We start from the raw sequence: 24,929 nt of genomic DNA on the forward strand, positions 1-24,929 counted from the left end.
CTGATAACGATGATGAACCTTTTGCACTGGCGATTGCTGGTCGCGGTGGCCGATGCCAGCAACATTTCCCGTGCGGCGGAGGAGGTGGGCATGACTCAGTCAGGCGCCAGCCAGGCCATCGCGCAGCTGGAAGCTTCCCTGGGGTTCCCGGTTTTTACCCGCGAGCGCAGGAACATTGGCGTTACCGCGCTGGGGGAGCAGGTTATCGCTCATGCCAGGAGTATGCAGCTGCATCTCGAGGCGATCCGCTCGCTGACCGAGTCGTGTCGGGACTTAAGCGGGAGCCGTATTCGCCTCGGCAGCTTCCCGTCGGTGACATCGACGCTGCTGCCCGGCCTGCTGCGTGACTTCAGGCGTTTGCATCCCGGCATTGAGGTCGTGGTACTCGAAGGCATTGATGAAGAAGTCGAGCAGTGGATTGCCGCAGATACCGTCGAACTGGGTGTGGTGATGAACCCCGTTCCCGGCCGGGCTGACGTTATTCTCGGGCAGGATGCCTGGATGGCGGTGTTGCCTGCCAGCCACGCCATGGCGCGTGGGGCCAGATCCCGGGGAATAACCCTTGAAGCGTTGGCGGGGCAGCCCTTCGTGCTGGCGACTGGAGGCTGTGTGGTAAATGGCGGCAGTTTAATGGCAGAGGCCGGTTTGCGCTTGTCTGACGTACGCGTCACGGTCCGGGACTGGGTCAGCGCCTGTATGCTGGTGCGCGAAGACATGGGTGTGGCAATAGTGCCTGCGTCCACGCTGCCTGAAGATATGCGCGGCCTGTGCGTGGTGCCGCTGACGCCGGGGCTTCATCGCGAGTTTGGCCTGGTGTGTTCTTCGGCAGGAAAAACGTCTCCGGCGGTTCAGGCCCTGGTAACCCGACTGCGTAAAGCGGGATGAGCTAAACGCCGAACAGCTTTCACTGCCCGGTGTTTATCTCCTTCGCCAGCGTTTGCAGCCTCGATTTCAGCCAGTTGGTCGCGCTCCGCTTCCCGCTTCGTTTGTGTGAATAAATTTTTATTTCAAACGGACGTATTTCGAACGGTAATGAAAAAATCTTTATATTCGTGGCCGGCATCAGTTTTTCAGCGGCAAAGCGCGGCAGCGCCATTAGCAGGTTGCTTTCTGCCACAATAAACGGCGCGCTAAGCATAGATGGCGTCTTGATGGCTATTTGCCGCGTGTAACCCATTTGCTCAAGCTGCCTGTCCAACACACCTTGCTTCTCATTCCACGGCGTGACAACGATGTGCCTTGCGGCGAGATAATCCTCAAATGTCAGCCGTGTCCAGCTTGGGTGACTGATGACGACATACTCATCTGTAAACCAGCCAATTTCTTCCAGCTCCGGATGCCGGATATCTTCTGAGGTACTGAACCCCAGCGCCAAATCCACTTCGCCCGCCAGAAGCTCCGTCAGTGCCGGTGTATGAGGCAAGTAAAGTAACTCGAAGCTCAGGCCGGGCGCTTCATGCTGCAGTTTGTGCATCAGGGCAGGGAAAATGCAAAAAGCGGTAAAATCCGTAATCGCTATCTGCAGGCGCTCTGTCGTCCGGGATGCGTCAAACTCCGGCTGCTGAGTCAGCTCTTGATCCAGGTATTTCAACGTCGAAGCAATAGAAGGGGCGAGCTGCGTGGCATACACGCTGGGACACATCCGGTGCCCTTCCCGGTAAAACAGCGGGTCATTGAGCGAGGCTCTCAGTCTCGACAGCGCGTGGCTAAGCGCCGAGGTGCTCATCGCCAGTTCATCGGCCGCCAGGCGGACGGAACGATGGCGATAAATCGCGTCAAAAACAGGCAAAAGGTTTAAATCGAGACGCCTTAAGGTTGGATGCATAGTATTCATCATCTGGTGATTTCATTGCACTTAATTCGCCTGACAATAACCTTTATGCTTGGGGCCAGCAACGTTAACGCCATCCAGAAATAACAGGAAAACCAATGAGTATGACGATTCGTCAGGCCCGCCCGGAAGACGCTCAGGCTATTTACGACATGATCTATGAGCTGGCCGTGTATGAAAAAGCCCCCCAGGAAGTGATCACCACGCCAGAGGAGATCCGGGCGACGCTGTTTGACGCAGGCAGTAAAACTGAAGCGTTGATCTGCGAGACAGAAGGCAAAATTATCGGTTACGCCGTTTTCTTCACCAGCTACTCGACCTGGCTTGGGAGGAACGGTATCTACATGGAGGATTTATACATCTCTCCTGAGTATCGCGGCAGGGGAGCGGGAAGGTCGTTACTGAAATATATCGCGCAGTGCGCGGTGCAGCGGCAGTGTGGCCGCCTGGAATGGTCTGTCCTGGACTGGAACCAGCCCGCGATTGATTTTTATCTGAGCATCGGGGCGTTGCCGCAATCGGAATGGGTTCGCTACCGCCTGGATGGTGAGGCATTATTGAAATTTGCCGAATAAAAACAGCATGATATTAAAACTCCTGCTGCGGCGGGATTTACGCAGCTGACAGCGCTTATTTGCAGAAATGTGATGGGCTGTTTTTTATAGTAATTAATTGATATTAATGACATTAATAGGCCTGGTGCAGGGCTGGGCGTTTAGACATAAATATGCACACTTTATTTAAGTCGTGGCATCTGGTGTTCAAAATCTGCCCACGTTAGAGTGATGGTCTGGTTTTTAGCGTGGGTGACAAAATGAAAGTATTAAGTATCGTGGGGGCGACATTGTTAGCGACCTCATTCCATGCCTCGGCATTCGTTTCTAATTCCTCGGTTCACCCTGAACAGACGGCTAGTGTGAACAATAGCGCCGCCAATGGGCATGCGATTCCCTCCGAAGCCAACTACGACATCACCAAAATCATCCCGATTGCGGGCTGCAACTGCGCTTTTTGCACCGCTTTACGTAGCGCGAATCTTTAATCTGCTGTTGTTTTCAGGCCCGGTTTATCTCGAGGATAACGGGCCGCAATTCTGGTAGCTTGCCCGTACCCCCTAAATTTCGCATCATGGCCTGAATTACTTACCCCCAGGAGAAGGCCGGCTTGGTCAGAAGCAAAAAAAGAATAGTTGTAGTGGGAGCCGGGATCGTCGGGACTTCAATCGCATGGCATTTGGCCCGTCTTGAATTTGACGTCACTCTGATTGAACAAAATGAGCCTGCCTCCGGGGCGACAGGCAGCGCGTTTGGCTGGCTGACCGGTGCGGTCAGTGATGATGCGGCGGATGTGTTTCTCCGGCGAGCCGCATTTGCCGACTGGTGCAGACTGCAGGCCCAAATTCCTGACCTGCAGATTAGCTGGAGTGGTTCGTTGAAATACGACTCAGCCCCTCAGGCCTGCTTACCGGGCGAACGCCTGGTCGACAGGTCTGAAATAGCCAGCCTTGAACCTGCGATGGTATGTCCTCCCCCGGAAGCCCGCTATGCAGCAAAAGACGGAACCGTGGATGCCGCCGAGGCGACGCGTGCCATACTGGAACATGCCTGTAGGATGGGCGTCGTCCTGCACAAGCAAACGACCGTGACGGCTATCTGCACCACCGAAGGTAAAGTCACAGGCGTTCAGACCAGTCAGGGACAATGGGAGGCAGATTGTGTGGTGCTGGCCTGTGGAGCGGGTATTCCCACGCTGGCTCAGCGGGTGGGAATTCCCGTCCCCGTTCTGACATCCCCCGCTATATTGCTGCGGTTTGCCGTCCCTCAACGGGTAGTCAACACGCTAATCGCCGGGGACGAGATAGAAGTCAGGCATGCCCACAACGGAGATCTCCTGGCCGCCGAGGATTATCCGGAAAGCGGCCTGGTGACAGAAACCGTGAGCGCCGCTCAGGCCTCAGTCAGAAAGCATCTCCGGGGGGCAGAATCGGCCTCTTTGATGCATTACTCGGTGGGAGAGCGCCCTGTGCCTCAGGATGGGAATCCAGTGCTTGGTTTTACTGACGAGAGCCGGGGAGTGTATGTCGCTGTTATGCATCCGGCGGTGACTTGCGCGGCGACAATAGGACGACTGGTTGCTGAAGAAATACGCGACGGCAGGCGCGAAGAGATTCCTGCAAGCTATCGTCCTGCTCGCTTCAACCATAAGGTTTTGTAGTCAATTTTAAAACGACCGGGTGCGGATCTGCCTCTTTGATTCCGTCCGGCAGTGCTTTCCCCCGCTTTATGCAGAAAGAGGTATTCAGTCAGCAGACCGCCGTAACAGTAAAATCACTGGATATAAAAAATATGTAAGGGCGGGGGGAGCGGGATGATTTCCGGCTAACTTCCTCATTTCTGATATTATATTGCCGTAAATCTATGCACGATTCTAAGTCCACTTTCAAATAATGATGAATAACCTGTATCAGGGGGTTTTGTGCGTATTCGACCATCCTCTCGCTGGATAGTTATTTCCCCAGAAAATCATGTCTTGCTGTTTAATTTCTGCCATACAGAGGATGCTTTGCGTGGAAAATCATACTGGGCAACGCCGGGCGGAGGACTTGAACACGGTGAATCATATGAACAGGCCGCTTTGCGAGAACTCTTTGAGGAAACGGGGTTAACAAGAATCACGGCAGGGCAGCAGGTAGCAGCCAGAAACTTCGAAATGATGCTGCCCAGCGGTGAAACGGTTCTTGCGGCAGAGCGTTTCTTTACCCTTCATGTGGATAAATCAGATATTGACCGTGCGAGGTGGACTGACAACGAAAAGAAAGTCATTCGGGAGCACCGCTGGTGGACAACGGAAGAACTCAGGCAGACCAGTGAAATCATCTTCCCGCTTGATTTGATCCTCAATATGATTGAAAAAAGTTAACCAGGCGGCCCAGAAAACCAGGCCGACTTAACGCAATGAATCGTTACCACATCAAATCATCAGGCACCACGAAGTCCGCATACGGATCGTCTTCGTCTTTGTCTTCTGGCGCCAGGTCGCTGCTCAGCACAATAAAACTGGCATCGCGCTGTTTAATTTTATCGGCAACGCCTGCGGGAATAATGGCGTATTCACCTTCGGGATTTTTATCTGAAATCAGGCGGGCGATGGCCAGGCGGCCTTTAATCAACTGAGTCTGGGTTACCTTATCGACGTAGACTTTTTTAATTAAGTTATTGTCCGTGAAGTTATAGCCGATATCACCCTTCGAAATAACAATGCGGTTCATTTCGATCAGCTGCTTGATCTGCGCTTTATATTCTTTGGCTAAAGTGGCCTGCTTTTGCTGTTCGCTGAGTTCTTTATCGCGCTCAACCTGAGCCTGTTTGTTGGCTTCCACGGCTTCACGAGCTTCACGAGCCTGCACGCGTGATTTCTTCGCGGTGCGCTGCACTTTAGCCACTTTTTTGCTGCTGACCAGGCCTGCTTTGAGCATCTGCTCTTGTAACGTAAGTTTTGTCATGTTCTTTTCGACGGCTGAGAGATCGTTGAAGGGATTATATCCTTAATGCTTCCGGTGATTCCATGCTGTGGATATGCAAAGCTCACCGCATTGATAGCAGAAGGTATTTTTAATGACGAGTCTGAAAGAAAGGCAGAGCAGAAAGGTGAAATCTAATGGCGTTCCCTGCAGGAATCGAACCTGCAACTAGCCCTTAGGAGGGGCTCGTTATATCCATTTAACTAAGGGAACGCGGCGGGCGTAGTATACCCGCTTTTCGAGACAGGTTAAGGGGTTGGCGGGCCGTTTGCCTGGAATCTAAGCGGTTTTCGCTGATTTTATCCTGTGAAAGCGCCTGCATTCGACCCTGAGGGCTCAGAGATGGTTGGTTAAAAAATTATTCTGCATCGTCACAAAGTCGGCGTCGGTGAAGCCCAATGCCTCTTTAATGTAGCCGGTCACGCTGCCCGACTGCACTTTCATGGCGTTGATAGCCGCAATAATAAATGCTTCGCGGGTATCAATCAGTGTGTGCAGGTAATCCAGCACCTTATTGTCGTCGGTGATACGGCGGTAGGCGGCCATTTTAATTTCGTTTCGCTCTAGCCGGTTGGCCTGGGTGAGCATATAGTCGGCAATAACATCCTCTTCTGAGACGCCGAGCATAAACAAAATCAGCGCCACGCCGTAACCGGTTCGGTCTTTGCCTCCTCGGCAGTGCTGGATATGTGGGCTATTTTTCTTATCCAGTACGGTGCGGATCATTGCTGTGAAGGCGTGTTTGGACTTCTCGCTGGTGACAAAGTTTCGGTATTGCTCCAGCACCTGCTCGCCGTGGCCGTTGACCAGCTCGGTGGGAATGTCATGTATCACGCTCTCAATCAGCATTTGATCTTCGTGGCTGGCGTCCGCCGAAAACTGTGCCGCCAGTTCTGCGGTTTGCGCCACGGCATCCAGATGAACGGTCTGTTTTTCGCCGACAAAGGTATTGGGGCTTTTGGCTATTTCTCTCGTGCTGCGGTAGTCAATGATCGTCTGAATATTTAGTGATTGAATATAGGCTTGAGCCTGTGCATTAAGCTGATGCAAATGGTTGGAGCGATACAGCATCCCCCATTTTATTCTTTTCCCCCCTGCGCCGATGTAGCCGCCGAAATCCCGGAAGTTATTGAGTCCAGAAACCGGCAGCGTTCTCTCGGCAAAAAGCTGGGATTGACCATTGCATTCAATAATGAAGTAGATGCGTTGACTGGCATTGAGTGGATCATTAATCCGGTAAGGGCTAACGGCATTACGGGAAATTAAAGTTCGGGCAGATGTATTAACGTCATTTTCGGGAGTCCAGTACAACGATATTGGCCCTTCGACGTCAGAAAAATGAATTTCAAGCTGCGTCTGGTTTTTTCTGCTTACGGAAAGTTGTCTTTGAGTCTTCATTCATCATCCCTTTAACTTAATATGCCAAATGTTGAGCAAATAACACCGAAGACCATCATGGCAATGATGAGAGACACTGTGTATTTCCCTTTTAGCCTTCTCACCAGGAAAAATACACCCAGTGAAAAGAGCAGAGTGAGCAGATTAGGTGCAACCTTATCGAACATCTCCTGTACCGGAATTGACTGCTCACCTACGGAGATAACCAACGGCGTCGAGATCTTCACCGTAGTGGCAATGAGCGAGCCAAGCACCATTACCCCGACGACGTTGGCGACATTTGATATACGTTGAATAATATTCGAGTTCTTTGACTGTTCGATTAAATCAACGCCTTTGTTGTAGCCGTAATGGATAAACAAGTATTTTGAGCCGACATTTACGATATTAAAGAGAATGAACATCAATATTGGTCCTATGATATTTCCCTGAAGTGCAAATGCCGCACCGATGCTGCCGCAAATAGGCAGCCAGGTAAACTTCAGCAGGCTATCGCCTAGTCCGGCCAGCGGGCCCATTAGCCCGGCCTTGACGGAAATAACGGCCTCTTTCTCTTCTTCCGTGGTTTTTTCTTCCAGTGCGGCCGTTACGCCGAGGATCAGTGCCCCGGTATTGATCTGGGAGTTATAGAACTTTAAATGCCGTTGCATAGCTCGAGCACGGGTTTCCGGATCGGCATTTTCATAGAGCTTATCGAGTACCGGGATCATGCAGTGCGCAAAGCCGATAGTTTGTAGCTTTTCATAGTTATATGAAAAGGACATGCTCTGTATATTCCAGAAAATACGATTGAGATCGGTTTTTGTCAGCTTTTTATCCGAGGTCGTACGCTCAACGTTATTGTAGGATGTTATTTCACTCACAGGTCGTACTCCTCTTCGGTTTCGATTTTAGCCGGTTTATTATTGTCAGTCTGTTTATTGTTGATGCCATTGGTCCAGGCCATGTCGTAAAGTACGGCGAAGGCCAGGGCGATAAAGGTTATTGGAATAATTGGCAATTTTAAATAAGTGGTTAACATAAAACCGAGTAGGAAAAAGAACCACATTCTTCCTTTCAGCAGCATCAGCAATAAAATGCAGACGCCGATAGCGGGGATCATTTTAGATGCCACACCCATCCCGGTTAAAATACTGGCTGGAATGGCATCTAGCACTTTGCTCACCAGGCCGCTGCCAAAATAGATAGCCAGGAAGCAGGGAACCGCTCTAATCAGGAACCAAAGAGGGGTAGATAAATAGTGGATTTTAACCAGTCCCCGATAATCTCCGGTGAGGATCGATCTTTCAGCCCAAACGTTTAAGAAGCTGGCAAAAGAGCGCCAGATAATCAAAAGCTGCTGGCACAAAATCGAAACCGGCACGGCAAGGGCTATCCCGGCGGCAATCCCGCCTTTGGAGGCAATACCCAGCGCAACGCCAATGATTGAGCCGGCAATAATATCGGGCGCGGAGTAGGCTCCCACGTTGCCAATGCCCATCCAGACCAATTCAAGGGTGGCGCTGATGGCAAGCCCCTGAACCATATCGCCCATAATAATACCGGCCACGGTTCCTGTAAGCAGAGGACGCCGTAGCATTTGCGGTCCCACGTCGTCCATTGAGCAAATACCTGCCCAGATGGCAACCAGAATGGCTTCAATTAACATAATGTTACTTCCCGGTGATGGCGTTATACCTGTCATACTTAAAATTGCAGGGCTGTTAGCTGCAATTGAACGATTTCAGGGCTTTGCGTGATGCTATTAATCCAATAATGATTTCAGTTCAACAATGGTGTCTTTGGGCACCATTTGTATTTCTACTGCAATATTCCTGGCAATGAGTGATTTAAAGGCCTGATCTTCTTCTGGTGTAACGGCAACGGCGCGTGACAGACTTTTACGCCCTTCATGCATTCTCATGCCGCCGACGTTTAATTTCTTAATATCCAGGCCATTTTCGACCAGGGCATTAACGTCGACACTGTTTGTGAACAGCAGCATTGTCCGTCTTTTAATCTCAGTTTTTTTCATGATATCAATAAACTTTTGCACGCCAAAAATCTGGACTTTTAATTCTGGAGGCGCCGACATGCTGATAACAGACTGCTGCACGGAGTCGCTCGCCACTTTATCGTTGACGATCAGTATTTGTTCAATATCGTGATTTTTAACCCAGGTGGTAATAACCTGACCGTGAATAAGGCGGTCATCGATTCTGGCGAGATTAATAGGCATGGTATGTCCTTTTAAAGTTCGGTTGACGATTCCCGTTCGGCTTTTAATAAATTTCCGACGTTGAAGCCGCTATCAGGAAACATTTCTTCAAGGAGGGCTGCGATTTCATTAAGCGGTAAACTGCGATTGTTAAACACCTCCAGCAGGGTAGGAATATTGAAACCGCAGAATAAAAAAATATCATCCTGAGTTAACAGAAGTTCGCTGGCTAAATTACACGGTGACCCGCCCATCATATCGACAAGAATAAGTACGCCATTACCCTGATTAAGCGACTGGTAGGTTTCTCGTAGCGAGGTGCGAGCGTTATCAATTGGAGTATCTTCCTGAATTGATACCACCGCAACGCTGGTTTGCTTGCCTACAAGCATTTCGGCACAGGTCAGCGCCCCCTGAGCAAAGGGACCGTGACTGACTAAGATGACGGGGATCTCGGTTAGCATTAATTTCTCCCTGAAATTGATTGTAAGTTACAATATTACTTAAATTTTATTAATTTAAAGTAATGTTGTTACTTTTATCGAGAAAAGGGCGGAATGAGAAGCGCATCGTCTTCGTTTTGGGAAACGGATCACTTTTTAAATATCGACAGCGTTTCCAGTCCGCCAGAGCATCGTGCTATGGAGGGAGAACAGGAGAGAGGTATGAAGCACTAGGGTGAATGGACTAGGGTTTATTGTTCAGATTGTAAAAACGTTCAGCACGGGTTTGGATCTGTTTTAGCAAGCGTTTGTCGTATTGCTGAATAAACAGGTTAGTCACCAGCATATTGATCACCGAAAGCTGTGACATTTTGGAGCGAATTGGAATGAGTCGGGAAATGCTCTCAGTAGATATGGTATGCAGGATGAGCTCCGCCAGAGCGGACACACGGCTTTGCCCCATGCGGGTAATTGCAATAGAGGGCACGCCGAGTTGCTGAGCCAGTGTCAGGAGTTTCACTGCTTCATGATTATCACCGGAGTGCGAAATAATAATCAGCAGATCGTCCTGATCTAAGGTGTTTACGATATTGAATTGAATACTGTAATCGAGGTGGCAACTGACATCTTTTTTTATTTTTATCAGCTGATATTCCAGCTCTTTGCCCACCAGACCACTGCTTCCGGCTCCGTAGATAGCAATTTTTTGGCTTTTCCTGATTAACCGACAGGCGCGTTCGAGCTGCTCTGGATTCATCATCGCGTGGGTTTCATCGATGGATGATTTTTCTATCAGATGAATTTTTGCGTTTACGGCTTCCAGCGAATCATCAATATTAATATCTTCTTGTAAAACGGACTCATGATGTTTTGTCGCTGAAGACGTCATTAAGTCAATTTTAAGGTCGCTAAAACCCTGGTAGCCTAATTTGTGACACAGACGCAGAATAGTGGTAGTGCTGACCTCATTGGCTTTCGCCAGCGTCTGGATACTCATATTTTTCAATGATTGCTTGTTCGCAATAATGAAAGCCGCGACGCCGCGCTCTTTAGCGGATAATCCGTCATTAACTTCGCGCAATTTTAGGTCAAACATCTAACACCTTTCATCGGATAAGAATGTTATTTCGTCGCTCATAGTACAATCTCGCACTGGGGTTATCAAATACGTACTGGCTTAGTCCGTTTGCCTGGAAGATGAACAATTTACCCGTCACATTTTCCGCTCTTCGCTGAGTTTCGGCTCATTTCCTCCTGCTTCCGCTTCGCCTCGGCCTTCTTCTTATTGCTCATGTCGTTGCGGATCTGCGCGTGGCTGATCAGCGCGAAGATGAACGTTCCGCCGCAGATATTCCCGGCTAAGGTGGGCAGGGCAAACGGCCAGAAGAACTCGCTCCAGTGCAGCGTGCCGTTGAACACCAGATAAAGAATTTCGACCGAGCCGACCACGATATGGGTTAAATCACCCAGCGCAACCAGCCACGTCATCAGCACGATAACAAAGATTTTTGCCGAGCCCGCGGCAGGGAACATCCACACCATGGTGGCGATGATCCAGCCGGAGATAATGGCATTGGCGAACATCTCACCGGGCGGGTTTGCCATCACCTTCATGCCGATATCGTCGAAGGCTTTGCGAGTGGTTTCGTCGAATATCGGCATAAATTCAAAGGCCAGCGCCGCCATCGCGGTGCCGACAATATTCCCGAACAGCACAATGCCCCACAGCCGCATCAGCAGCCCCAAATTGCTGGTGGTCGGGTGCTGCATCACCGGCAGCACGGCGGTGACGGTGTTTTCAGTAAACAGCTGCTGGCGCGCCATAATGACGATGATAAAACCAAAGGTGTAGCCAATATTTTCCAGCAGAAAATTGCCGGGCACGCCGACCAGGTTAACGTGAAAAATCCCTTTCGCCAGCAGCGAGGCGCCCATCGACAAACCCGCCGCCACGGCAGACCAGAACAGCGCCATGCCGTCGCGCTCCAGCTCTTTTTGCCCGTCCTGGCGAATGTGCTCGTGAATCGCCATCGCGCCGGAGGGCAGGCGATCCTCGTCCACTTCTATTCTCTTGCCGCTCGATTTCTCATCGCTGTCCACTGCCAGCTCATCGTTCTTAGCTATTTCATCGGGCTCGATCTTGTCCATCAGGGCGGTTCCAGGTCGGAAAATGTTCACTTAAGCGTAGCGGTTTTTATCCCACGTTTTTGACGAATGGGAATAATCGCCCAAGATTTGATCTGAATAAGCCAATTAACCCTAATGGAGTAGCCGAAGGCGTCGGGGGTAACCTGAAGAAAACAGGGCGATATGATATGCTTAGCGTCACCCGAGACAAGGAGCGCCTCCTGATGCTAGAAGCCCGACAACTGACCTGCCAGCGTGACGATCGCACGCTGTTCAACGCGCTGTCGTTTAGCGTTGAGCCGGGAGAAATGGTGCAGGTGGCGGGCAAAAACGGCGCGGGGAAAACCACGCTTTTACGTATTCTGGCCGGACTGGCGCAGGCCGATGAGGGCGAAGTCTTCTGGCAAAATCAGCCACTTCGCCGCCAACGCGATAATTTCCACGGTGACCTGTTGTGGATTGGCCATCAGCCGGGGATCAAATCCGTTCTCACCCCTTTTGAAAATCTCACCTTTTTTCATGCCGATGTAGCTGAAGAACAGCTGTGGGCTGCGCTCGGGCAAACCGGGCTGCTCGGCTTCGAAGATTTATCCGTCAACCAGCTTTCCGCCGGGCAGCAGCGCCGCGCCGCGCTCGCTCGTCTGTGGCTTTCCACGGCAAAGCTTTGGCTTCTGGATGAACCGTTTACCGCCCTGGACGCCGCCGGCATTGAGCGCTTGACCCTGCGCCTGCAGCAGCACGCCGAAGCTGGCGGGATAGTAATTCTCACCAGCCATCAGCCGCTAAGTTGCGCTATACGGCAGATTCATTTGCAGGAAGCTGTTTATGATTAGGCGCATTTTCTGGCGCGAACTGCAGGTCGTGTTTCGTCGCGGGGCTGAAATCGCCAACCCGCTGTGGTTCTTCCTGATTGTGATAACCCTGTTTCCGCTCGGCATTGGCCCGGAGCCGCAGCTCCTGGCGCGCATTGCGCCGGGGGTTATCTGGGTGGCGGCTCTGCTGGCCTCTTTAATGGCGATGGACAGGCTGTTCCGGGATGACTTTCAGGACGGCTCGCTGGAACAGCTGATGCTGCTGCCGGTGCCTTTGCCGCTGGTGGTACTGGCGAAAGTGACCGCTCACTGGGTGGTGACCGGGCTGCCGTTGTTATTGCTTTCACCGCTGGCGGCCCTGCTGCTCGGGCTGGATTTTTATGGCTGGCAGGTGATGGCCACCACGTTGCTGCTGGGGACGCCGACGCTGAGCTTTCTCGGCGCGCCCGGCGTGGGGTTAACGGTTGGTCTGAAGCGGGGCGGGGTGCTGCTCAGCCTGCTGGTGTTGCCGCTAACCATCCCGCTTTTAATTTTTGCCACCGCCGCGATGGATGCCGCCTCGATGCATCTGCCGGTGGAGGGCTATATGGCAATTCTTGGCGCGCTGCTGGCCGGCAGCGCCACGCTAAGCCCGTTCGCTACGGCGGCGGCGCTGCGGGTAAGCGTTGCATAACTTTATTTTTTGTTTTGTGAGCAAAACCTATGTGGAAAACATTACATCAGTTGGCTAAACCCGAGCGGCTCTACCACTTTTGTGGCCGCCTGCTGCCCTGGCTGGCTATCCTCAGCGCGGTGCTGCTGGTGGTCGGTTGCGTCTGGGGCTTTGGTATTGCCCCGGCGGACTACCAACAGGGGCAAAGCTACCGGATCATGTACCTTCACGTCCCGGCGGCGATGTGGTCGATGGGCATTTACGCCAGCATGGCGATTGCCGCCTTTATTGGCCTGGTGTGGCAGATAAAAACCGCCGATCTGGCGGTGATGGCGATGGCTCCCGTCGGGGCGGCGTTTACCTTTATCGCCCTGGTCACCGGCTCCGCCTGGGGGAAGCCAATGTGGGGCACATGGTGGATTTGGGACGCGAGGCTGACCTCCGAACTGGTGCTGCTGTTCCTCTACGTGGGAGCCATCGCGCTGTACAGCGCGTTTGACGATCGCCGTCTTGCGGGCCGTGCCGCCGGGATTCTGGTGCTGGTCGGCGTGGTGAACCTGCCGATTATTCACTTCTCGGTGGAGTGGTGGAACACGCTGCATCAGGGCTCGACCAATATGCAGCAGTCCATCGACCCTTCCATGCGTACGCCGCTGCGCTGGACTATCTTCGGCTTCCTCGCGCTGTTTATCACGCTCACCCTGATGCGCCTTCGTAACCTGCTGCTGTTACAGGAAAGCCGCCGTCCGTGGGTGTTAGCGCTTGCTAACGGCAAAGGAGCAAAATCATGACGTGGGCGTTCACACACTGGGGCGAGTTTTTCGCCATGGGCGGCTACGCCTTTTACGTCTGGCTGGCGGTGGCTTTTACGCTTCTGCCGCTGCTTGGGCTGATTTTTCATACCCGCTACCAGCACCGCGCCATTCTGCGGGCGGTGGCGCGCCAGCAGGCCAGAGAGCAGCGTATTCGTGTCGCTCGTCAGCGCCAGGAGGAAGTTTAAGTGAATCCGCGTCGTAAAAACCGGCTTTATCTGGCCGTGGCGGTGCTGGCCGGTCTTGGGCTGACAATAACGCTCGTGCTGTACGCCCTACGCAGCAATATCGACCTGTTTTATACCCCCGGCGAAATTATCTACGGCAAAGGCGAAAGTCATTTAATGCCGGAAACCGGGCAGCGCCTGAGGATCGGCGGCATGGTGATGCCGGGCAGCGTGAAGCGCGACAGCCAAAGCCTGAAGGTCAGCTTCAAGCTGTATGACGCGCGCGGTGTGGTGGACGTGACCTACGAGGGCATTCTGCCGGATTTGTTCCGCGAGGGGCAGGGCGTGGTTGCCCAGGGCGTGATGGAAGGTGCCACGCTTATTCACGCCAAAGAAGTGCTGGCGAAACACGATGAAAACTACACGCCGCCGGAGGTAAAAGCGGCGATGGAGCAAAATCACCAGCAGGCTCCGGAAGTGTATAAGGATAACGCCTCATGATGCCGGAAATCGGTGGGTTCCTGCTAAGCCTGGCGCTCGGCTGGTCTTTGCTATTAAGCGTTTATCCACTCTGGGGCGTGGCGCGCGGTGACCAGCGGCTGATGGCCTCCGCGCGGCCGTTTAGCTGGGCGCTGTTTATCACCCTTTGCGCATCATTCCTGATACTGGTTAACGCCTTCGTGGTGAACGACTTCAGCGTGCTTTACGTCGCCAACAACTCGAATACCGAGCTGCCGGTCTGGTATCGCGTGGCGGCCACCTGGGGGGCGCACGAAGGGTCATTGATGCTGTGGGTGCTGATGATGAGCGGCTGGACGTTTGCCGTTGCTCTCACCGGGCGCAGCATGCCTAAAGAAGATCACGCCCGCGTGCTGGCTGTCATGGGGATGATTAACTTCGGCTTCCTGCTGTTTATTATTTTCACCTCCAATCCTTTTATCCGCACGCTGCCGGACTACCCGCTGGAAGGGCGAGATTTAAACCCGCTGCTACAGGACATCGGCCTGATTCTGCACCCGCCGCTGCTGTATATGGGGTATGTAGGTTTTTCTGTGGCGTTTGCTTTCTCGATTGCGGCGCTGCTGGGCGGCAGGCTGGACAGCGCCTGGGCGCGCTGGACTCGCCCGTGGACGCTGGCGGCATGGGCTTTCCTGACCGTGGGGATTGTCCTGGGTTCGGCGTGGGCTTATTACGAACTGGGCTGGGGCGGCTGGTGGTTCTGGGACCCGGTAGAAAACGCCTCGTTTATGCCGTGGCTGGCGGGCACGGCGCTTATCCACTCGCTTTCCGTTACCGAAAAACGCGGCAGCTTTAAAGCCTGGACGGTGCTGCTGGCGATAAGCGCCTTCTCGCTTTGCCTGCTGGGGACGTTCCTGGTTCGCTCCGGCGTGCTGGTGTCGGTGCATTCCTTTGCGTCCGATCCGGCGCGCGGCATGTTTATTCTGGCTTTCCTGGTGGTCGTTATCGGCGGTTCGCTGCTGCTGTATGCGGTCAAAGGCAGCAAAGTCCGCTCCCGCGTGAGCAACGATCTCTGGTCGCGCGAGTCTTTCCTGCTCGGCAACAACGTCCTGCTGATTGCCGCCATGCTGGTGGTTCTGCTGGGCACGCTGCTGCCGCTGGTGCATAAGCAGCTTGGCCTCGGCAGCATTTCCATCGGGGAGCCGTTCTTCAATACGATGTTTACTGCGTTGATGGCCCCGTTTGCGCTGATGCTCGGCATTGGGCCGCTGGTTCGCTGGCGGCGCGACGAGCCGGGCAAGCTGCGCAAGCATCTGCTGGCGGCGGTGGTTATCACGCTGATGCTGTCGCTGCTTTTACCGTGGCTGATGCAGGATCGCGTAGAGGCGATGACGGTGGTCGGCCTGCTGATGGCCATCTGGGTCTTTGTGCTGGCGCTGATGGAGGTTTATCAGCGCGCCACGCATCGCCACGGCTTCTGGGATGGGGTACGCAAAATTCCTGCCAGCCACTGGGGGATGGTTTCCGCGCATTTGGGCCTGGCGGTGACGGTGGTTGGCATCGCCTTTAGCCAGAGCTACAGCGTCGAGCGCGATGTGCGTATGAAGTCCGGCGACAGCATTGATATTCATCAGTACCACTTTGTGTTCCGGGAAGTGCGGGACATCACCGGCCCTAACTACCGCGGCGGTGTGGGCGTGATTGACGTCACCCGCCACGGCAAGCCGGAAGCCACGCTGCACGCCGAAAAGCGTTTCTATAACAGCAACCGGGCGATGATGACCGAGGCGGCCATCGACGGCGGTTTCACTCGTGACCTTTATGCCGCGCTGGGCGAAGAGCTGGACGATGGCAGCTGGGCGGTACGCCTGTATTACAAACCTTTCGTGCGCTGGATTTGGGCGGGCGGGCTGCTGATGGCCCTCGGCGGGCTTTGCTGCCTGTGTGACCCGCGTTATCGCAGCCGTAAAGTTAAGCCGGAGGCCGCAGCATGAAGCGCCGCTATCTGTTTATTCCGCTGGCGCTGTTTCTGCTGCTGGCCTCGCTGCTGCTCTGGCAGCTGGCGCGCAATGCCCAGGGCGAAGCGCCCACGGATCTGGAGTCGGCGCTGATTGGTAAGCCTGTGCCGGTGTTTCGTCTGGAATCGCTCGATGAGCCGGGTAAAGAGTGGGGGCGGGAAGTGCTGGCGGACGGCAAGCCGCTGCTGCTGAATGTCTGGGCGACCTGGTGCCCAACCTGCCGCGCCGAGCACAAGTTTCTTAACGGGCTTGCCGCGCAGGGCGTCCGCGTCGTCGGCATGAACTATAAAGACGATCGCCATAAAGCGATTACCTGGCTACGCGATCTCGGTAACCCGTACAGGCTAAGCCTGTTTGACGGCAACGGCATGCTGGGGCTGGATCTCGGCGTGTACGGCGCGCCGGAAACCTTCCTGATCGACGGCAAGGGGATCATCCGCTACCGCCACGCGGGCGATCTGAACGATCGCGTCTGGCAGCAGGAGCTGAAGCCGCTTTGGGAGAAATACAGCCAGGAGGCGGGCTCATGATGCGCGCAATGTTCTTTTTGCTCGGGATGCTGTTTAGCCTAAATGCGGCGGCGGCCATTGATACCTTCACTTTTAAAGATGAAGCGCAGGAGCAGCAGTTCGGTCAGCTAACCGAGGCGCTGCGCTGCCCGAAATGCCAGAACAACAGTATTGCGGATTCCAACGCAATGATTGCCTCAGACATGAAGCTTAAAGTTTACGAGCTGATGCAGCAGGGCAAAAGCAAGCAACAGATTGTGGACTATATGGTGGAGCGTTACGGCCATTTTGTGACCTATGAGCCGCCGCTGACGCCAGCCACGGTGATCCTCTGGGTGTTGCCGGGGCTGTTTATTGTCGGTGGTGCGGCGGTGATTGTCTTGCGCAGCCGCAGGCGGCAAAAGATTTCGCTCACGGAAGAAAATCCGGCGCTGAACGGCGGGATAACCGCAGGGAAAATCTCGCTATGGGTCTTTTTGCCGGGGGGCGTGCTGCTGCTGGCGGTCAGCGCTGGCAGTTATCTGAAAACGTCCGGGCTGGCGCAGGTGCAGGCCTGGCGGCAGGCGACGGCCGAGACGCCAGCATTGTTAAAACGTGTTCTTGACCCGCAGGCCGCGCCGCTGACTATGGAAGAGATGGCGCGTCTTGGGTTAGGATTACGCACGCGATTGCAGCAACAGCCTGATAATCTTGAAGGCTGGATGATGCTTGGGCGCATTGGCATGGTGCTGAATAACGCCACAACGGCGACACAGGCTTTTGCTCACGCCTATAAACTTGCGCCCACAAACGGCGAAGCAAAGCTGGGCTATGCTGAAGTATTGACCCGCTCTGCCGACGCGCAGGATAACCAGCTTGGTGGGCTTCTGCTCCGCGAAATGTTAAAAGATGACCACACGAATATTCGCGTGCTCAGCCTGCTGGCGTTCAATGCTTTTGAGCGCCAGAACTACCGTGAGGCGATTGGGGCGTGGGACATGATGCTGAAAATTTTACCGGCAAACGACCAGCGCCGCGCCGTCATTGAGCGCAGCATCGATCAGGCGAGGGCCCAGCTTGAACCGGGCACCACTGAAAGCGCAGACAAACAATAATAGGGAGACGCTAATGAATTTCCGCCTGACCGGACTTGCTCTGGCAACAACGGTATTAGTGGGATGTGCCAGTTCTGGTAGCCAGCAGCCTCAGGGGCGTTCGGACCCGCTCGAAGGGTTCAACCGTTCAATGTTCAACTTCAACTACAACGTGCTGGACCCGTATGTATTACGTCCGGTGGCCGTAGCGTGGCGTGACTATGTGCCGGTGCCCGCGCGCAACGGCCTGAGCAACTTCACCAGCAACCTCGAAGAGCCCGCCACGATGGTGAACTACTTCGTGCAGGGCGACCCGTACCAGGGGATGGTGCACTTTACGCGCTTCTTCCTGAACACCTTGCTGGGGATGGGGGGCTTCATCGACGTGGCCGGGATGGCTAACCCTAAACTTCAGCGCGTCGAGCCTCACCGCTTCGGCAGCACGCTGGGCCATTACGACGTAGGCTACGGTCCTTATGTGATGTTACCGGGCTATGGCAGCTTCACGCTGCGCGAAGACGGCGGTGATTTTGTCGATACGCTGTATCCGGTGCTTTCTTGGCTGACCTGGCCGATGTCCATCGGTAAATGGGCGGTCGAAGGTGTCGAAACGCGCGCCCAGTTGCTGGATTCCGACGGCCTGCTGCGCCAGTCAGCCGATCCTTATATCACCGTGCGTGAAGCCTACTTCCAGCGCCATGACTTCCTGGCTAACGGCGGCCAGCTTAAGCCAGAGGCGAACCCGAACGCGGCGGCGATTCAGGATGACCTGAAAGATATCGACTCCCAGTAAGTGCTACCTGGATGTGAAAAAGCGAACATTGATGTTCGCTTTTTTATTGTCATAACACTGACATAAAATGACACATCTTTACTCGCCAGCATTTTGTGTTGGTATGTTATAAAATAACAATCTAAAAATACTGCGCAACTCTTGCGCACCTCACGCTTAAAACATCATGCCACCTACCCGGTTACCCGAAGCTGAACTGCTGCCTCAGGCGCTGCCCGCTCGCTATTCGCTGGCCGGCGCGCAGGCCCGATTCGCCGCGCGTGCGGTGTTCGCCTTAACCTTCTTGCTGTTTATGATGCTCCTGCTGGCGCTGACGGTCAGTATCCTGGAGCCAGCTTCCCGCTGGGTCGCTTTACTCTGCAGCAATGCCGCAGCGCTTTTGTTATTGGTTGTTTCGCTGCACGCGACGCAGCGTATTTGCCAGTGGCGAAGCTTTAAGTTTTCCCCACCGATTGAGCCTTCGGTTCAGGAGGAAGAAGCGCCCAGGAATCCTCTTTTAAGCTGGCTTACGGGCCTGGTGCCGTTAAATTTTGCCCGGGCTGAAGCTTTGTTTAAGGCAGAAGGCATCTGGTCCGGGGCGCTTGCCGCGCTGGCGTTCTATATTGCGTTTTCTGGCTGGAGTAGCCGCTACGTTCCGCTGCTGGACAATAATAACCGCTGGATAGCTGTAGCGTGCCTGGCAGGATCCGTCTTTGTGCTGCTGGTGGCCGAACGGCATCTCAGTGCGGTATCGAAAGAAGCTTCCCCGGAAGCCGGGTCGATAGCGCCGCTGCTGCGCCTGGTGATGGCGGTACAGGTGCTGAGTTTACCGGGACTTGTCTGGCCACAGCTCAGCAGTGCACTGGCGATAAACTTGCCCGCTGCACTGGTACTGTTGGTTGCCGTCGAGTTTATGCTGCGCGGGCTGTTTTCTCTGTTCGCACCCCCCGGAGACGGCACGACAGAGCCCAGGCTTATCCCCAAAAGCCAGCTTGCCGCCCAGCTAACCTGGCCGCCGCGCCCGCTCGGATTTTTACAGCAGGAGCTGCACCAGCGGTTTGGCATCGATCTTCGCCAGGTCTGGGCCTTCAGCGTTCTGAAGCGCGCGTTTATCCCGATGGTGACCCTGATGGTGATCTGCGGCTGGTTGTTGACCGGGCTGCAGCAAATCTCAGCCACCGAACGAGGCGTGTATGAGCGCTTTGGCCGCTCTGTGGCAGTGCTTGAGCCGGGGCTGCATCTGGGGCTGCCCTGGCCGTTTGGTCGGGTGCAGTTGACCGAAAATGGGCAGGTGCATGAGCTGGCTGCCGGGGAAGATCCAGCCAGCCAACCTCCTGTAAAACGCGCCGATGCCGAAGGCCCCGCGCCCGCCAGCGCCGACAGGCTTTGGGATGCCACCCACAACTTCGACAAAGCACAAATCATCGCCAGCCAGAGCGGGGATCGGCAAAGCCTGCAGATCGTTAACAGCGACGTGCGCTTTATGTGGCGTATTGGCTTGACTGATAACGCCGCGCTGGCGGCAACCTACCGGGCAGTGAACCTGTCTGATCTGGTGCGCAGCACGGCAAATGAGGTGTTGGTACATCAGTTCTCGTCTTTAACGCTGGATGATGTCCTGAGCGAGCGGCGTGACGACCTGGCCGGGCAGATTAACCAGGCCGTGCAGCAGCAACTGGATAACCTGCACAGCGGCGTGGAAATCCTTTCTACCGTCGTGGAGGCGATTCATCCGCCTGCCGGGGCGGCCGACGCTTTTCATGGTGTACAGGCCGCGCAGATTGCCGCGCAGTCTCTGATTCTGAGAGAGCAGGGAAGTGCGGCAGAAAAAGCCGCGATTGCCGCGACCAATGCTGCAGTGCGCGAAAACACGGCGCAGGTTAATGCTACCGAAGCGCTAAGCGAAGCTCAGGCAACGGCCACCCGCTTTGCCGCGCAGAAGAATGCTTACCAGCAGGCAGGGCAGGTCTTTATCGACGAGCTTTGGTTTAAACAGCTTCAGCAGGCCCTCAGCGGCCGCCCATTATTGGTCATTGACCAGCGAATTGGTGCCGGTTCGCCGCCCACGCTCGATCTGCGTGATTTCCCTACTTCTACCGATGCAGCGCGGCGTGACGCGCCCGCTAAACCCGCACAGGAGCTTTCCCGGTGAGCCATTCCCACTCTCATGGACATCATGATCACCACCACGGCCACGGCTGCAGTCATGGCCACTCTTCCGTCCCGGAAGGGGGTAAAAAAGGCGCCTGGAAGCGTATTACCGCCGCCGTTGTTTTAGTCGTTATTCTGCTTGCGGCTGCGAGCCTCGTGCAGGTGAGATCCGGTGAATCACTGGTGATCACCCGTTTCGGCAAACCCGTCCGCGTGCTGCTGGAGCCGGGGCTTGCCTGGCGCCTGCCTGCCCCTTTTGAAACGGCAACGGTGGTGGATCTGCGCCTGCGGACGACGTCCAGCGGGCTGCAGGATGTCGGCACGCGCGATGGTCTGCGGATCATCGTTCAGTCCTACGCGGTATGGGAAGTGGACAGCACGCCTGAACACGTGCAGCGGTTTATGCGGGCGGTGCAAAACCAGCCGGATGAAGCGGCCCGGCAAATTCGCACCTACTTAGGCTCAGCGCTGGAAACCACCGCCAGCGGCTTCACGCTTTCTCAACTGGTGAACACCGACGGCAAGCAGGTTCAGCTGGCGGAGTTTGAATCGCATCTTCAGCAGCAAATCAGCCAGCCGCTGCTGCAAAGTTACGGCATCAGGCTGGTGCAGATGGGCACCGAACGCCTGACGTTGCCGGCCGTGACGCTCAACGCCACGGTTGACCGTATGCGAGCAGAGCGTGAAACCATTGCGATTGAGCGCACGGCGGAAGGTAAGCGCGCGGCGGCAGAGATTCGTTCCGCCGCCGATCGCGATGCTCGCATCACCGAAGCTCAGGCCTCAGTGAAAGCGGCGGATATCGAAGCCCAGGCCCAGGTACAAACGGCGTCCATTTACGGTAAAGCTTATGCCAGCGCCCCGCAGCTTTATAGCCTGCTGCGCCAGATTGACGCGCTTAGCGGCATGGTGAATGCGCAAACCCGACTGGTGCTGCGTACCGATGCCAAACCGTTCAGCCTGCTGGTTGACGGGCCGCAAATGGATAAAGCGGCGGATAAAAAACCATGACTGAACGGCAAAAACTTGAGCCCGGTGGGCCGTGGACGCAGTCGATTCGGCTGGCGTTTATCGCGATCTTTGTGCTGACGCTGTTTGCCGCCGGGGCGTGGTTGCTGTCGAATGTCCGGCAAATTCCGCCGGGCAGCAGGGCCGTGGTGCTGCGCTTCGGCGCTGAGCAGCGCGTGGCCGAGCCTGGCTTGCTGCTTGCCTGGCCCGCGCCGGTAAATGAAGTAGTGATGGTGCCAGGACCGGATCGGGTGATTGAACACCGGGTGACCGCGCTGCTGCGCTCGTCCGAAGCGCAAAGCCTGGATATCAACGGTGGCCCCGGCAATGATGCTGTTTCGGGCTCTGGTTTCTTGCTCACCGGTGATGCGGGCGTTGTGCAACTGGATATTAGCGTATTTTACCGGGTCAGAACGCCAACTGCTTACGTCTTACAGGACAAGCATGTCCTGCCGCTGCTGGACCGGCTGGTCGAGCGCGCGGCGGTCGCGGTTTGTGCTTCCCGCGATCTGGATACCATTCTGGTTGCCCGGCCCGAAATGCCCGGCAACGATATGAACGTGGCTCAGCAGCGCGAACAGCTGCGGAGCGACGTGCAGCGGAATATCGAACAGAATTTGCTGCGGCTTCAGCAGTCGGGGAGCGATGCGGGGATTACTCTTGAGCGGGTGACCGTGCAGTCTGCTTTACCGCTGACGACCGTGGCGGCATTCAATGCGGTCTTAACCGCCAGCCAGCAGGCCTCGAAAGCGATCGCGACGGCGCAAAGCGATGCCTCATTAACGCGGCAAAAGGCGGTTCAACAGGCCGACCAGATGCTGCAAACTGCCCAGGCAAAAGCGCAGGAGAGCGTGGCGAAGGCGCAGTCGGACACGGCGACAATTGCCCGTCTGGCCAGCAACCATGACGATCCTGATTTGCTGGGACGTATTTATCGCCAGAGAATAGCCGGGATCCTGTCCCAGGCCGGGTCGGTAATCACCGTGTCGCCGCAGGATGATGCGCATTTGATCCTGCAGGGTGTAGCGCAACAAGAGGCGACGAAACCATGACTTCTTCTGTACAAGCCGGTGGGGCGCTGACCCGCCAGGAGCAGCGGCATATTACCCGCCAGTTGATGCTGGCGCTGGTGGCCAGCGGGGCGCTGATTCTGGGGCTGCTTTGGCGGTGGCTGGCGCCTCAGCAGGTTGCCGTTGGCGATTTACTTTTGGGCGCAGCCTCGGTTGTTGTGGCTGTTCCGGTGCTGCGTCACGCGCTGCATAGCCTGCGCTACCCCAGCCTGCACGGATTGACCGACCAGCTTATCGCGCTGGCATTGCTGGGTGCCTGGGCGACCGGGGATCTTCTGACCGCCGCGCTGCTGCCGCTGATCATGATCGTCGGGCATATTCTCGAAGAGCGCAGCGTGATTGGGTCGCAGGAAGCTATTGCCGCGCTGAGCAAACTCACGCGCAGCCGGGCGCGGCGCTTAAGCGCGGACGGTGAATTACAGGATATTGACAACCACGATCTCGAACCTGGCGATGTGGTTGAAGTGCGTGCCGGGGACCATATTCCTGCCGACGGCCTGGTGCTGGAAGGCAAAGCCAGCCTGGACACGGCACCGATTACCGGGGAGTCCGTACCGCAGGAAGTTGTGCCGGGTGCGGAAGTTTTTGGCGGGGCGATAAATCTGGATGGTCTGCTGCGCATCCGGGTTACGCGTACCGGAGAGACCTCGACGCTGGGGCGCGTGATCGCCCTGATGCAAAGCGCGGAACAGGCAAGCCCGCCGATAACGCGTTTGCTCGAGCGCCACGCGGCGCGTTATTTGCTTTTGGTGCTGATGATTGCCGCCAGCACCTGGTTCCTGACGCAGGATGCCCAGGCGATGCTGGCCGTCCTGGTGGCAGCCTGTCCCTGCGCGCTTGTGCTTTCCGCCCCGGCATCATCTATTGCCGGGCTGACGGTGGCCGCCCGCCACGGCATTTTAATTCGCGGCGCGGCCTTTCTTGAGGAGCTGGCGGAGATCAACGCCGTGGTGGTCGACAAGACCGGTACGCTAACCCACGGCAGGCTACACCTGCAGGCCGTGGCGCCTTATGGCGACACCGATCCCACTTTGCTGCAAACCCTGGCGGCCAGCCTGGGCGCGACCAGCAATCACCCGGTCAGCCGCGCGGTAAGCGAGATTGTTTCGCGGGAAGCCTGGCTGCCTCTCGAAAATGTGCGTGAGCATCAGGGGCTAGGCGTTTCCGCCTCTACACCGCAGGGAGAAGCGGTGCTTGGCAGGCGTGAGCTGTTAGCCTCCACTCTGAGCGACTTACCTGCAGCCCCTGAGCACGATGGCCCGATTGTCGGGCTGGCGCTGGATGGCCGTTTTCTTGGCTGGCTGCTGCTGGCCGATAGTCTGCGAAGTGAGGCGGCAACGGCGATGGCCGAGCTGCGCGATCTTGGGCTAAACCGACAGCTTTTACTGACCGGCGATCGCCAGTCGGTTGCGGACAAAATTGCGCACCAGGTGGGGATCGCTGACGTAGTGGCCGGGGCGCTGCCCGCGGACAAGCTGGCGCAGGTGAAACGGCAAATCGACAGCGGCTACCGGCCTATGGTTATCGGCGATGGTATCAACGATTCGCTGGCACTAAAGGCTGGCGTGGTGGGCGTGGCAATGGGGGCCGGTGGGTCCGACATCGCGATGTCTTCGGCGGATATTGTCTTGATCGGCAGCGATCTTCGCCGGCTGGGCACCTGCGTGCGCCTGAGCCGCCGCTGCCGCCGGACTTTGCAGGTCAACGTATTTATCGGCCTGGGCTGGACGCTGGCCATTGTCGCGATGGCGGCTTTTGGCTGGCTTGGCGCTTCTGGCGCAGTTATCGCTGCGCTGTTGCATAATCTCAGCACGCTGCTGGTGCTCGGCAATGCGGGAAGATTACTGCGGTTTGAAGAGAAGCTAAACGAGCAGGCATAAAAAAAGCGCCTTCTGATGAAGGCGCTTTAC

At 55.5% G+C, this 24,929-nt stretch carries 27 protein-coding genes and 1 tRNA gene; 18 read left to right on the forward strand and 10 right to left on the reverse strand.

What is annotated here, in order from left to right:
* Positions 1 to 9: 9 nt before the first annotated feature.
* Positions 10 to 885: a LysR family transcriptional regulator gene (locus WFK85_RS03605; RefSeq protein ID WP_336706858.1), complete on the forward strand. Its 876-nt coding sequence runs from the start codon at positions 10 to 12 to the stop codon at positions 883 to 885.
* Between the two features lie 19 nt (positions 886 to 904).
* On the opposite strand, the gene WFK85_RS03610 is transcribed toward WFK85_RS03605, so the two are convergent.
* A complete protein-coding gene (locus WFK85_RS03610) occupies positions 905 to 1,837 on the reverse strand; it encodes a LysR family transcriptional regulator (protein ID WP_336706860.1) in 933 nt (310 codons plus the stop codon).
* A 92-nt stretch (positions 1,838 to 1,929) separates the two neighbouring features.
* Between WFK85_RS03610 and WFK85_RS03615 the strand changes: the two genes are divergently transcribed.
* From WFK85_RS03615 to WFK85_RS03630, 4 genes are all read left to right on the forward strand, one after another.
* Entirely contained in the window at positions 1,930 to 2,406 is a 477-nt protein-coding gene (locus tag WFK85_RS03615; RefSeq protein WP_166872092.1) for a GNAT family N-acetyltransferase, read from the forward strand.
* Between the two features lie 239 nt (positions 2,407 to 2,645).
* On the forward strand, positions 2,646 to 2,873 hold the full coding sequence (locus tag WFK85_RS03620; protein ID WP_166990815.1) for a hypothetical protein: 228 nt from the start codon (positions 2,646 to 2,648) through the stop codon (positions 2,871 to 2,873).
* Between the two features lie 122 nt (positions 2,874 to 2,995).
* Positions 2,996 to 4,045: an NAD(P)/FAD-dependent oxidoreductase gene (locus WFK85_RS03625; protein ID WP_336706861.1), complete on the forward strand. Its 1,050-nt coding sequence runs from the start codon at positions 2,996 to 2,998 to the stop codon at positions 4,043 to 4,045.
* A 261-nt stretch (positions 4,046 to 4,306) separates the two neighbouring features.
* Positions 4,307 to 4,750, forward strand: coding sequence for an NUDIX domain-containing protein (locus tag WFK85_RS03630; protein ID WP_166990821.1), 444 nt, complete (start codon positions 4,307 to 4,309; stop codon positions 4,748 to 4,750).
* Positions 4,751 to 4,793: 43 nt separating this feature from the next.
* Here WFK85_RS03630 and WFK85_RS03635 read toward each other — a convergent pair whose 3' ends face one another.
* The 9 genes from WFK85_RS03635 to WFK85_RS03675 all read right to left on the reverse strand — a co-directional run bounded on the left by WFK85_RS03635 (position 4,794) and on the right by WFK85_RS03675 (position 11,537).
* Entirely contained in the window at positions 4,794 to 5,333 is a 540-nt protein-coding gene (locus tag WFK85_RS03635; RefSeq protein WP_166862509.1) for a DUF2058 domain-containing protein, read from the reverse strand.
* A gap of 156 nt (positions 5,334 to 5,489) precedes the next feature.
* Positions 5,490 to 5,564 (reverse strand) — tRNA-Arg (locus WFK85_RS03640).
* A 123-nt stretch (positions 5,565 to 5,687) separates the two neighbouring features.
* On the reverse strand, positions 5,688 to 6,749 hold the full coding sequence (locus WFK85_RS03645) for a tyrosine-protein phosphatase (protein WP_336706863.1): 1,062 nt from the start codon (positions 6,747 to 6,749) through the stop codon (positions 5,688 to 5,690).
* 11 nt (positions 6,750 to 6,760) lie between these two features.
* On the reverse strand, positions 6,761 to 7,612 hold the full coding sequence (locus tag WFK85_RS03650; protein ID WP_336706864.1) for a PTS system mannose/fructose/sorbose family transporter subunit IID: 852 nt from the start codon (positions 7,610 to 7,612) through the stop codon (positions 6,761 to 6,763).
* Positions 7,609 to 8,397, reverse strand: a complete 789-nt coding sequence (locus WFK85_RS03655) for a PTS mannose/fructose/sorbose/N-acetylgalactosamine transporter subunit IIC (RefSeq protein ID WP_336706866.1) — start codon at positions 8,395 to 8,397, stop codon at positions 7,609 to 7,611. Before WFK85_RS03655 ends, WFK85_RS03650 begins: the two co-directional genes overlap by 4 nt.
* A gap of 96 nt (positions 8,398 to 8,493) precedes the next feature.
* The gene (locus WFK85_RS03660; RefSeq protein ID WP_336706867.1) at positions 8,494 to 8,967 is read right to left on the reverse strand and encodes a PTS system mannose/fructose/N-acetylgalactosamine-transporter subunit IIB; all 474 of its coding nucleotides are present in this window, start codon (positions 8,965 to 8,967) and stop codon (positions 8,494 to 8,496) included.
* Between the two features lie 11 nt (positions 8,968 to 8,978).
* Positions 8,979 to 9,410 carry a PTS sugar transporter subunit IIA gene (locus WFK85_RS03665; RefSeq protein ID WP_336706868.1) on the reverse strand — a complete coding sequence of 144 codons (432 nt, stop codon included), beginning with the start codon at positions 9,408 to 9,410 and terminating at the stop codon, positions 8,979 to 8,981.
* A gap of 223 nt (positions 9,411 to 9,633) precedes the next feature.
* On the reverse strand, positions 9,634 to 10,485 hold the full coding sequence (locus WFK85_RS03670; RefSeq protein WP_336706869.1) for a MurR/RpiR family transcriptional regulator: 852 nt from the start codon (positions 10,483 to 10,485) through the stop codon (positions 9,634 to 9,636).
* 110 nt (positions 10,486 to 10,595) lie between these two features.
* Positions 10,596 to 11,537, reverse strand: a complete 942-nt coding sequence (locus WFK85_RS03675) for a formate/nitrite transporter family protein (protein ID WP_336706870.1) — start codon at positions 11,535 to 11,537, stop codon at positions 10,596 to 10,598.
* A gap of 203 nt (positions 11,538 to 11,740) precedes the next feature.
* Here WFK85_RS03675 and ccmA point away from each other — a divergent pair, with 203 nt between their 5' ends.
* The 13 genes from ccmA to WFK85_RS03740 all read left to right on the forward strand — a co-directional run bounded on the left by ccmA (position 11,741) and on the right by WFK85_RS03740 (position 24,899).
* Positions 11,741 to 12,349 carry a cytochrome c biogenesis heme-transporting ATPase CcmA gene (ccmA, locus tag WFK85_RS03680; protein ID WP_336706872.1) on the forward strand — a complete coding sequence of 203 codons (609 nt, stop codon included), beginning with the start codon at positions 11,741 to 11,743 and terminating at the stop codon, positions 12,347 to 12,349.
* Entirely contained in the window at positions 12,342 to 13,001 is a 660-nt protein-coding gene (ccmB, locus tag WFK85_RS03685) for a heme exporter protein CcmB (RefSeq protein WP_166990840.1), read from the forward strand. Before ccmA ends, ccmB begins: the two co-directional genes overlap by 8 nt.
* 29 nt (positions 13,002 to 13,030) lie before the next feature.
* Positions 13,031 to 13,771: a heme ABC transporter permease gene (locus WFK85_RS03690; RefSeq protein ID WP_039295647.1), complete on the forward strand. Its 741-nt coding sequence runs from the start codon at positions 13,031 to 13,033 to the stop codon at positions 13,769 to 13,771.
* Positions 13,768 to 13,980 carry a heme exporter protein CcmD gene (gene ccmD, locus WFK85_RS03695; RefSeq protein WP_008459664.1) on the forward strand — a complete coding sequence of 71 codons (213 nt, stop codon included), beginning with the start codon at positions 13,768 to 13,770 and terminating at the stop codon, positions 13,978 to 13,980. Before WFK85_RS03690 ends, ccmD begins: the two co-directional genes overlap by 4 nt.
* Positions 13,981 to 14,460 carry a cytochrome c maturation protein CcmE gene (ccmE, locus tag WFK85_RS03700; protein WP_008459665.1) on the forward strand — a complete coding sequence of 160 codons (480 nt, stop codon included), beginning with the start codon at positions 13,981 to 13,983 and terminating at the stop codon, positions 14,458 to 14,460.
* The gene (locus WFK85_RS03705; protein WP_166990843.1) at positions 14,457 to 16,412 is read left to right on the forward strand and encodes a heme lyase CcmF/NrfE family subunit; all 1,956 of its coding nucleotides are present in this window, start codon (positions 14,457 to 14,459) and stop codon (positions 16,410 to 16,412) included. The genes ccmE and WFK85_RS03705 overlap by 4 nt, the downstream gene beginning before the upstream one ends.
* On the forward strand, positions 16,409 to 16,966 hold the full coding sequence (locus tag WFK85_RS03710; protein ID WP_166872115.1) for a DsbE family thiol:disulfide interchange protein: 558 nt from the start codon (positions 16,409 to 16,411) through the stop codon (positions 16,964 to 16,966). Before WFK85_RS03705 ends, WFK85_RS03710 begins: the two co-directional genes overlap by 4 nt.
* Before the next feature lie 8 nt (positions 16,967 to 16,974).
* On the forward strand, positions 16,975 to 18,039 hold the full coding sequence (locus WFK85_RS03715) for a cytochrome c-type biogenesis protein CcmH (protein ID WP_336707007.1): 1,065 nt from the start codon (positions 16,975 to 16,977) through the stop codon (positions 18,037 to 18,039).
* A 13-nt stretch (positions 18,040 to 18,052) separates the two neighbouring features.
* Positions 18,053 to 18,811 carry a phospholipid-binding lipoprotein MlaA gene (gene mlaA / locus WFK85_RS03720; protein ID WP_008459669.1) on the forward strand — a complete coding sequence of 253 codons (759 nt, stop codon included), beginning with the start codon at positions 18,053 to 18,055 and terminating at the stop codon, positions 18,809 to 18,811.
* 166 nt (positions 18,812 to 18,977) lie between these two features.
* On the forward strand, positions 18,978 to 20,942 hold the full coding sequence (gene hflK, locus WFK85_RS03725; RefSeq protein WP_336706876.1) for a protease modulator HflK: 1,965 nt from the start codon (positions 18,978 to 18,980) through the stop codon (positions 20,940 to 20,942).
* Positions 20,939 to 21,952, forward strand: coding sequence for a protease modulator HflC (hflC, locus tag WFK85_RS03730; RefSeq protein WP_336706878.1), 1,014 nt, complete (start codon positions 20,939 to 20,941; stop codon positions 21,950 to 21,952). The genes hflK (WFK85_RS03725) and hflC overlap by 4 nt, the downstream gene beginning before the upstream one ends.
* A complete protein-coding gene (gene hflK, locus WFK85_RS03735; protein ID WP_008459674.1) occupies positions 21,949 to 23,001 on the forward strand; it encodes a protease modulator HflK in 1,053 nt (350 codons plus the stop codon). Before hflC ends, hflK (WFK85_RS03735) begins: the two co-directional genes overlap by 4 nt.
* Positions 22,998 to 24,899 (forward strand): heavy metal translocating P-type ATPase, encoded by a 1,902-nt coding sequence (locus WFK85_RS03740; RefSeq protein WP_166990852.1) that lies wholly within the window; start codon positions 22,998 to 23,000, stop codon positions 24,897 to 24,899. Before hflK (WFK85_RS03735) ends, WFK85_RS03740 begins: the two co-directional genes overlap by 4 nt.
* Positions 24,900 to 24,929 lie beyond the last annotated feature (30 nt).

It is taken from the genome of Cedecea sp. VD22 (assembly GCF_037150195.1).
Taxonomy (GTDB): Bacteria; Pseudomonadota; Gammaproteobacteria; order Enterobacterales; family Enterobacteriaceae; genus Cedecea.

What these genes read in the sequence shown, in the direction of transcription:
- ccmA (WP_336706872.1), top strand. Translation starts at nt 11,741, where the DNA reads ATGCTAGAAGCCCGACAACTGACCTGCCAGCGTGACGATCGCACGCTG.
- WFK85_RS03610 (WP_336706860.1), bottom strand. Translation starts at nt 1,837, where the DNA reads ATGATGAATACTATGCATCCAACCTTAAGGCGTCTCGATTTAAACCTT.
- mlaA (WP_008459669.1), top strand. Translation starts at nt 18,053, where the DNA reads ATGAATTTCCGCCTGACCGGACTTGCTCTGGCAACAACGGTATTAGTG.
- WFK85_RS03665 (WP_336706868.1), bottom strand. Translation starts at nt 9,410, where the DNA reads ATGCTAACCGAGATCCCCGTCATCTTAGTCAGTCACGGTCCCTTTGCT.
- WFK85_RS03715 (WP_336707007.1), top strand. Translation starts at nt 16,975, where the DNA reads ATGTTCTTTTTGCTCGGGATGCTGTTTAGCCTAAATGCGGCGGCGGCC.
- WFK85_RS03620 (WP_166990815.1), top strand. Translation starts at nt 2,646, where the DNA reads ATGAAAGTATTAAGTATCGTGGGGGCGACATTGTTAGCGACCTCATTC.
- ccmB (WP_166990840.1), top strand. Translation starts at nt 12,342, where the DNA reads ATGATTAGGCGCATTTTCTGGCGCGAACTGCAGGTCGTGTTTCGTCGC.
- hflK (WP_008459674.1), top strand. Translation starts at nt 21,949, where the DNA reads ATGACTGAACGGCAAAAACTTGAGCCCGGTGGGCCGTGGACGCAGTCG.
- WFK85_RS03710 (WP_166872115.1), top strand. Translation starts at nt 16,409, where the DNA reads ATGAAGCGCCGCTATCTGTTTATTCCGCTGGCGCTGTTTCTGCTGCTG.
- WFK85_RS03705 (WP_166990843.1), top strand. Translation starts at nt 14,457, where the DNA reads ATGATGCCGGAAATCGGTGGGTTCCTGCTAAGCCTGGCGCTCGGCTGG.
- WFK85_RS03605 (WP_336706858.1), top strand. Translation starts at nt 10, where the DNA reads ATGATGAACCTTTTGCACTGGCGATTGCTGGTCGCGGTGGCCGATGCC.
- WFK85_RS03740 (WP_166990852.1), top strand. Translation starts at nt 22,998, where the DNA reads ATGACTTCTTCTGTACAAGCCGGTGGGGCGCTGACCCGCCAGGAGCAG.
- WFK85_RS03615 (WP_166872092.1), top strand. Translation starts at nt 1,930, where the DNA reads ATGAGTATGACGATTCGTCAGGCCCGCCCGGAAGACGCTCAGGCTATT.
- WFK85_RS03660 (WP_336706867.1), bottom strand. Translation starts at nt 8,967, where the DNA reads ATGCCTATTAATCTCGCCAGAATCGATGACCGCCTTATTCACGGTCAG.
- ccmD (WP_008459664.1), top strand. Translation starts at nt 13,768, where the DNA reads ATGACGTGGGCGTTCACACACTGGGGCGAGTTTTTCGCCATGGGCGGC.
- WFK85_RS03655 (WP_336706866.1), bottom strand. Translation starts at nt 8,397, where the DNA reads ATGTTAATTGAAGCCATTCTGGTTGCCATCTGGGCAGGTATTTGCTCA.
- WFK85_RS03635 (WP_166862509.1), bottom strand. Translation starts at nt 5,333, where the DNA reads ATGACAAAACTTACGTTACAAGAGCAGATGCTCAAAGCAGGCCTGGTC.
- WFK85_RS03675 (WP_336706870.1), bottom strand. Translation starts at nt 11,537, where the DNA reads ATGGACAAGATCGAGCCCGATGAAATAGCTAAGAACGATGAGCTGGCA.
- WFK85_RS03690 (WP_039295647.1), top strand. Translation starts at nt 13,031, where the DNA reads ATGTGGAAAACATTACATCAGTTGGCTAAACCCGAGCGGCTCTACCAC.
- WFK85_RS03645 (WP_336706863.1), bottom strand. Translation starts at nt 6,749, where the DNA reads ATGAAGACTCAAAGACAACTTTCCGTAAGCAGAAAAAACCAGACGCAG.
- WFK85_RS03670 (WP_336706869.1), bottom strand. Translation starts at nt 10,485, where the DNA reads ATGTTTGACCTAAAATTGCGCGAAGTTAATGACGGATTATCCGCTAAA.
- hflK (WP_336706876.1), top strand. Translation starts at nt 18,978, where the DNA reads ATGCCACCTACCCGGTTACCCGAAGCTGAACTGCTGCCTCAGGCGCTG.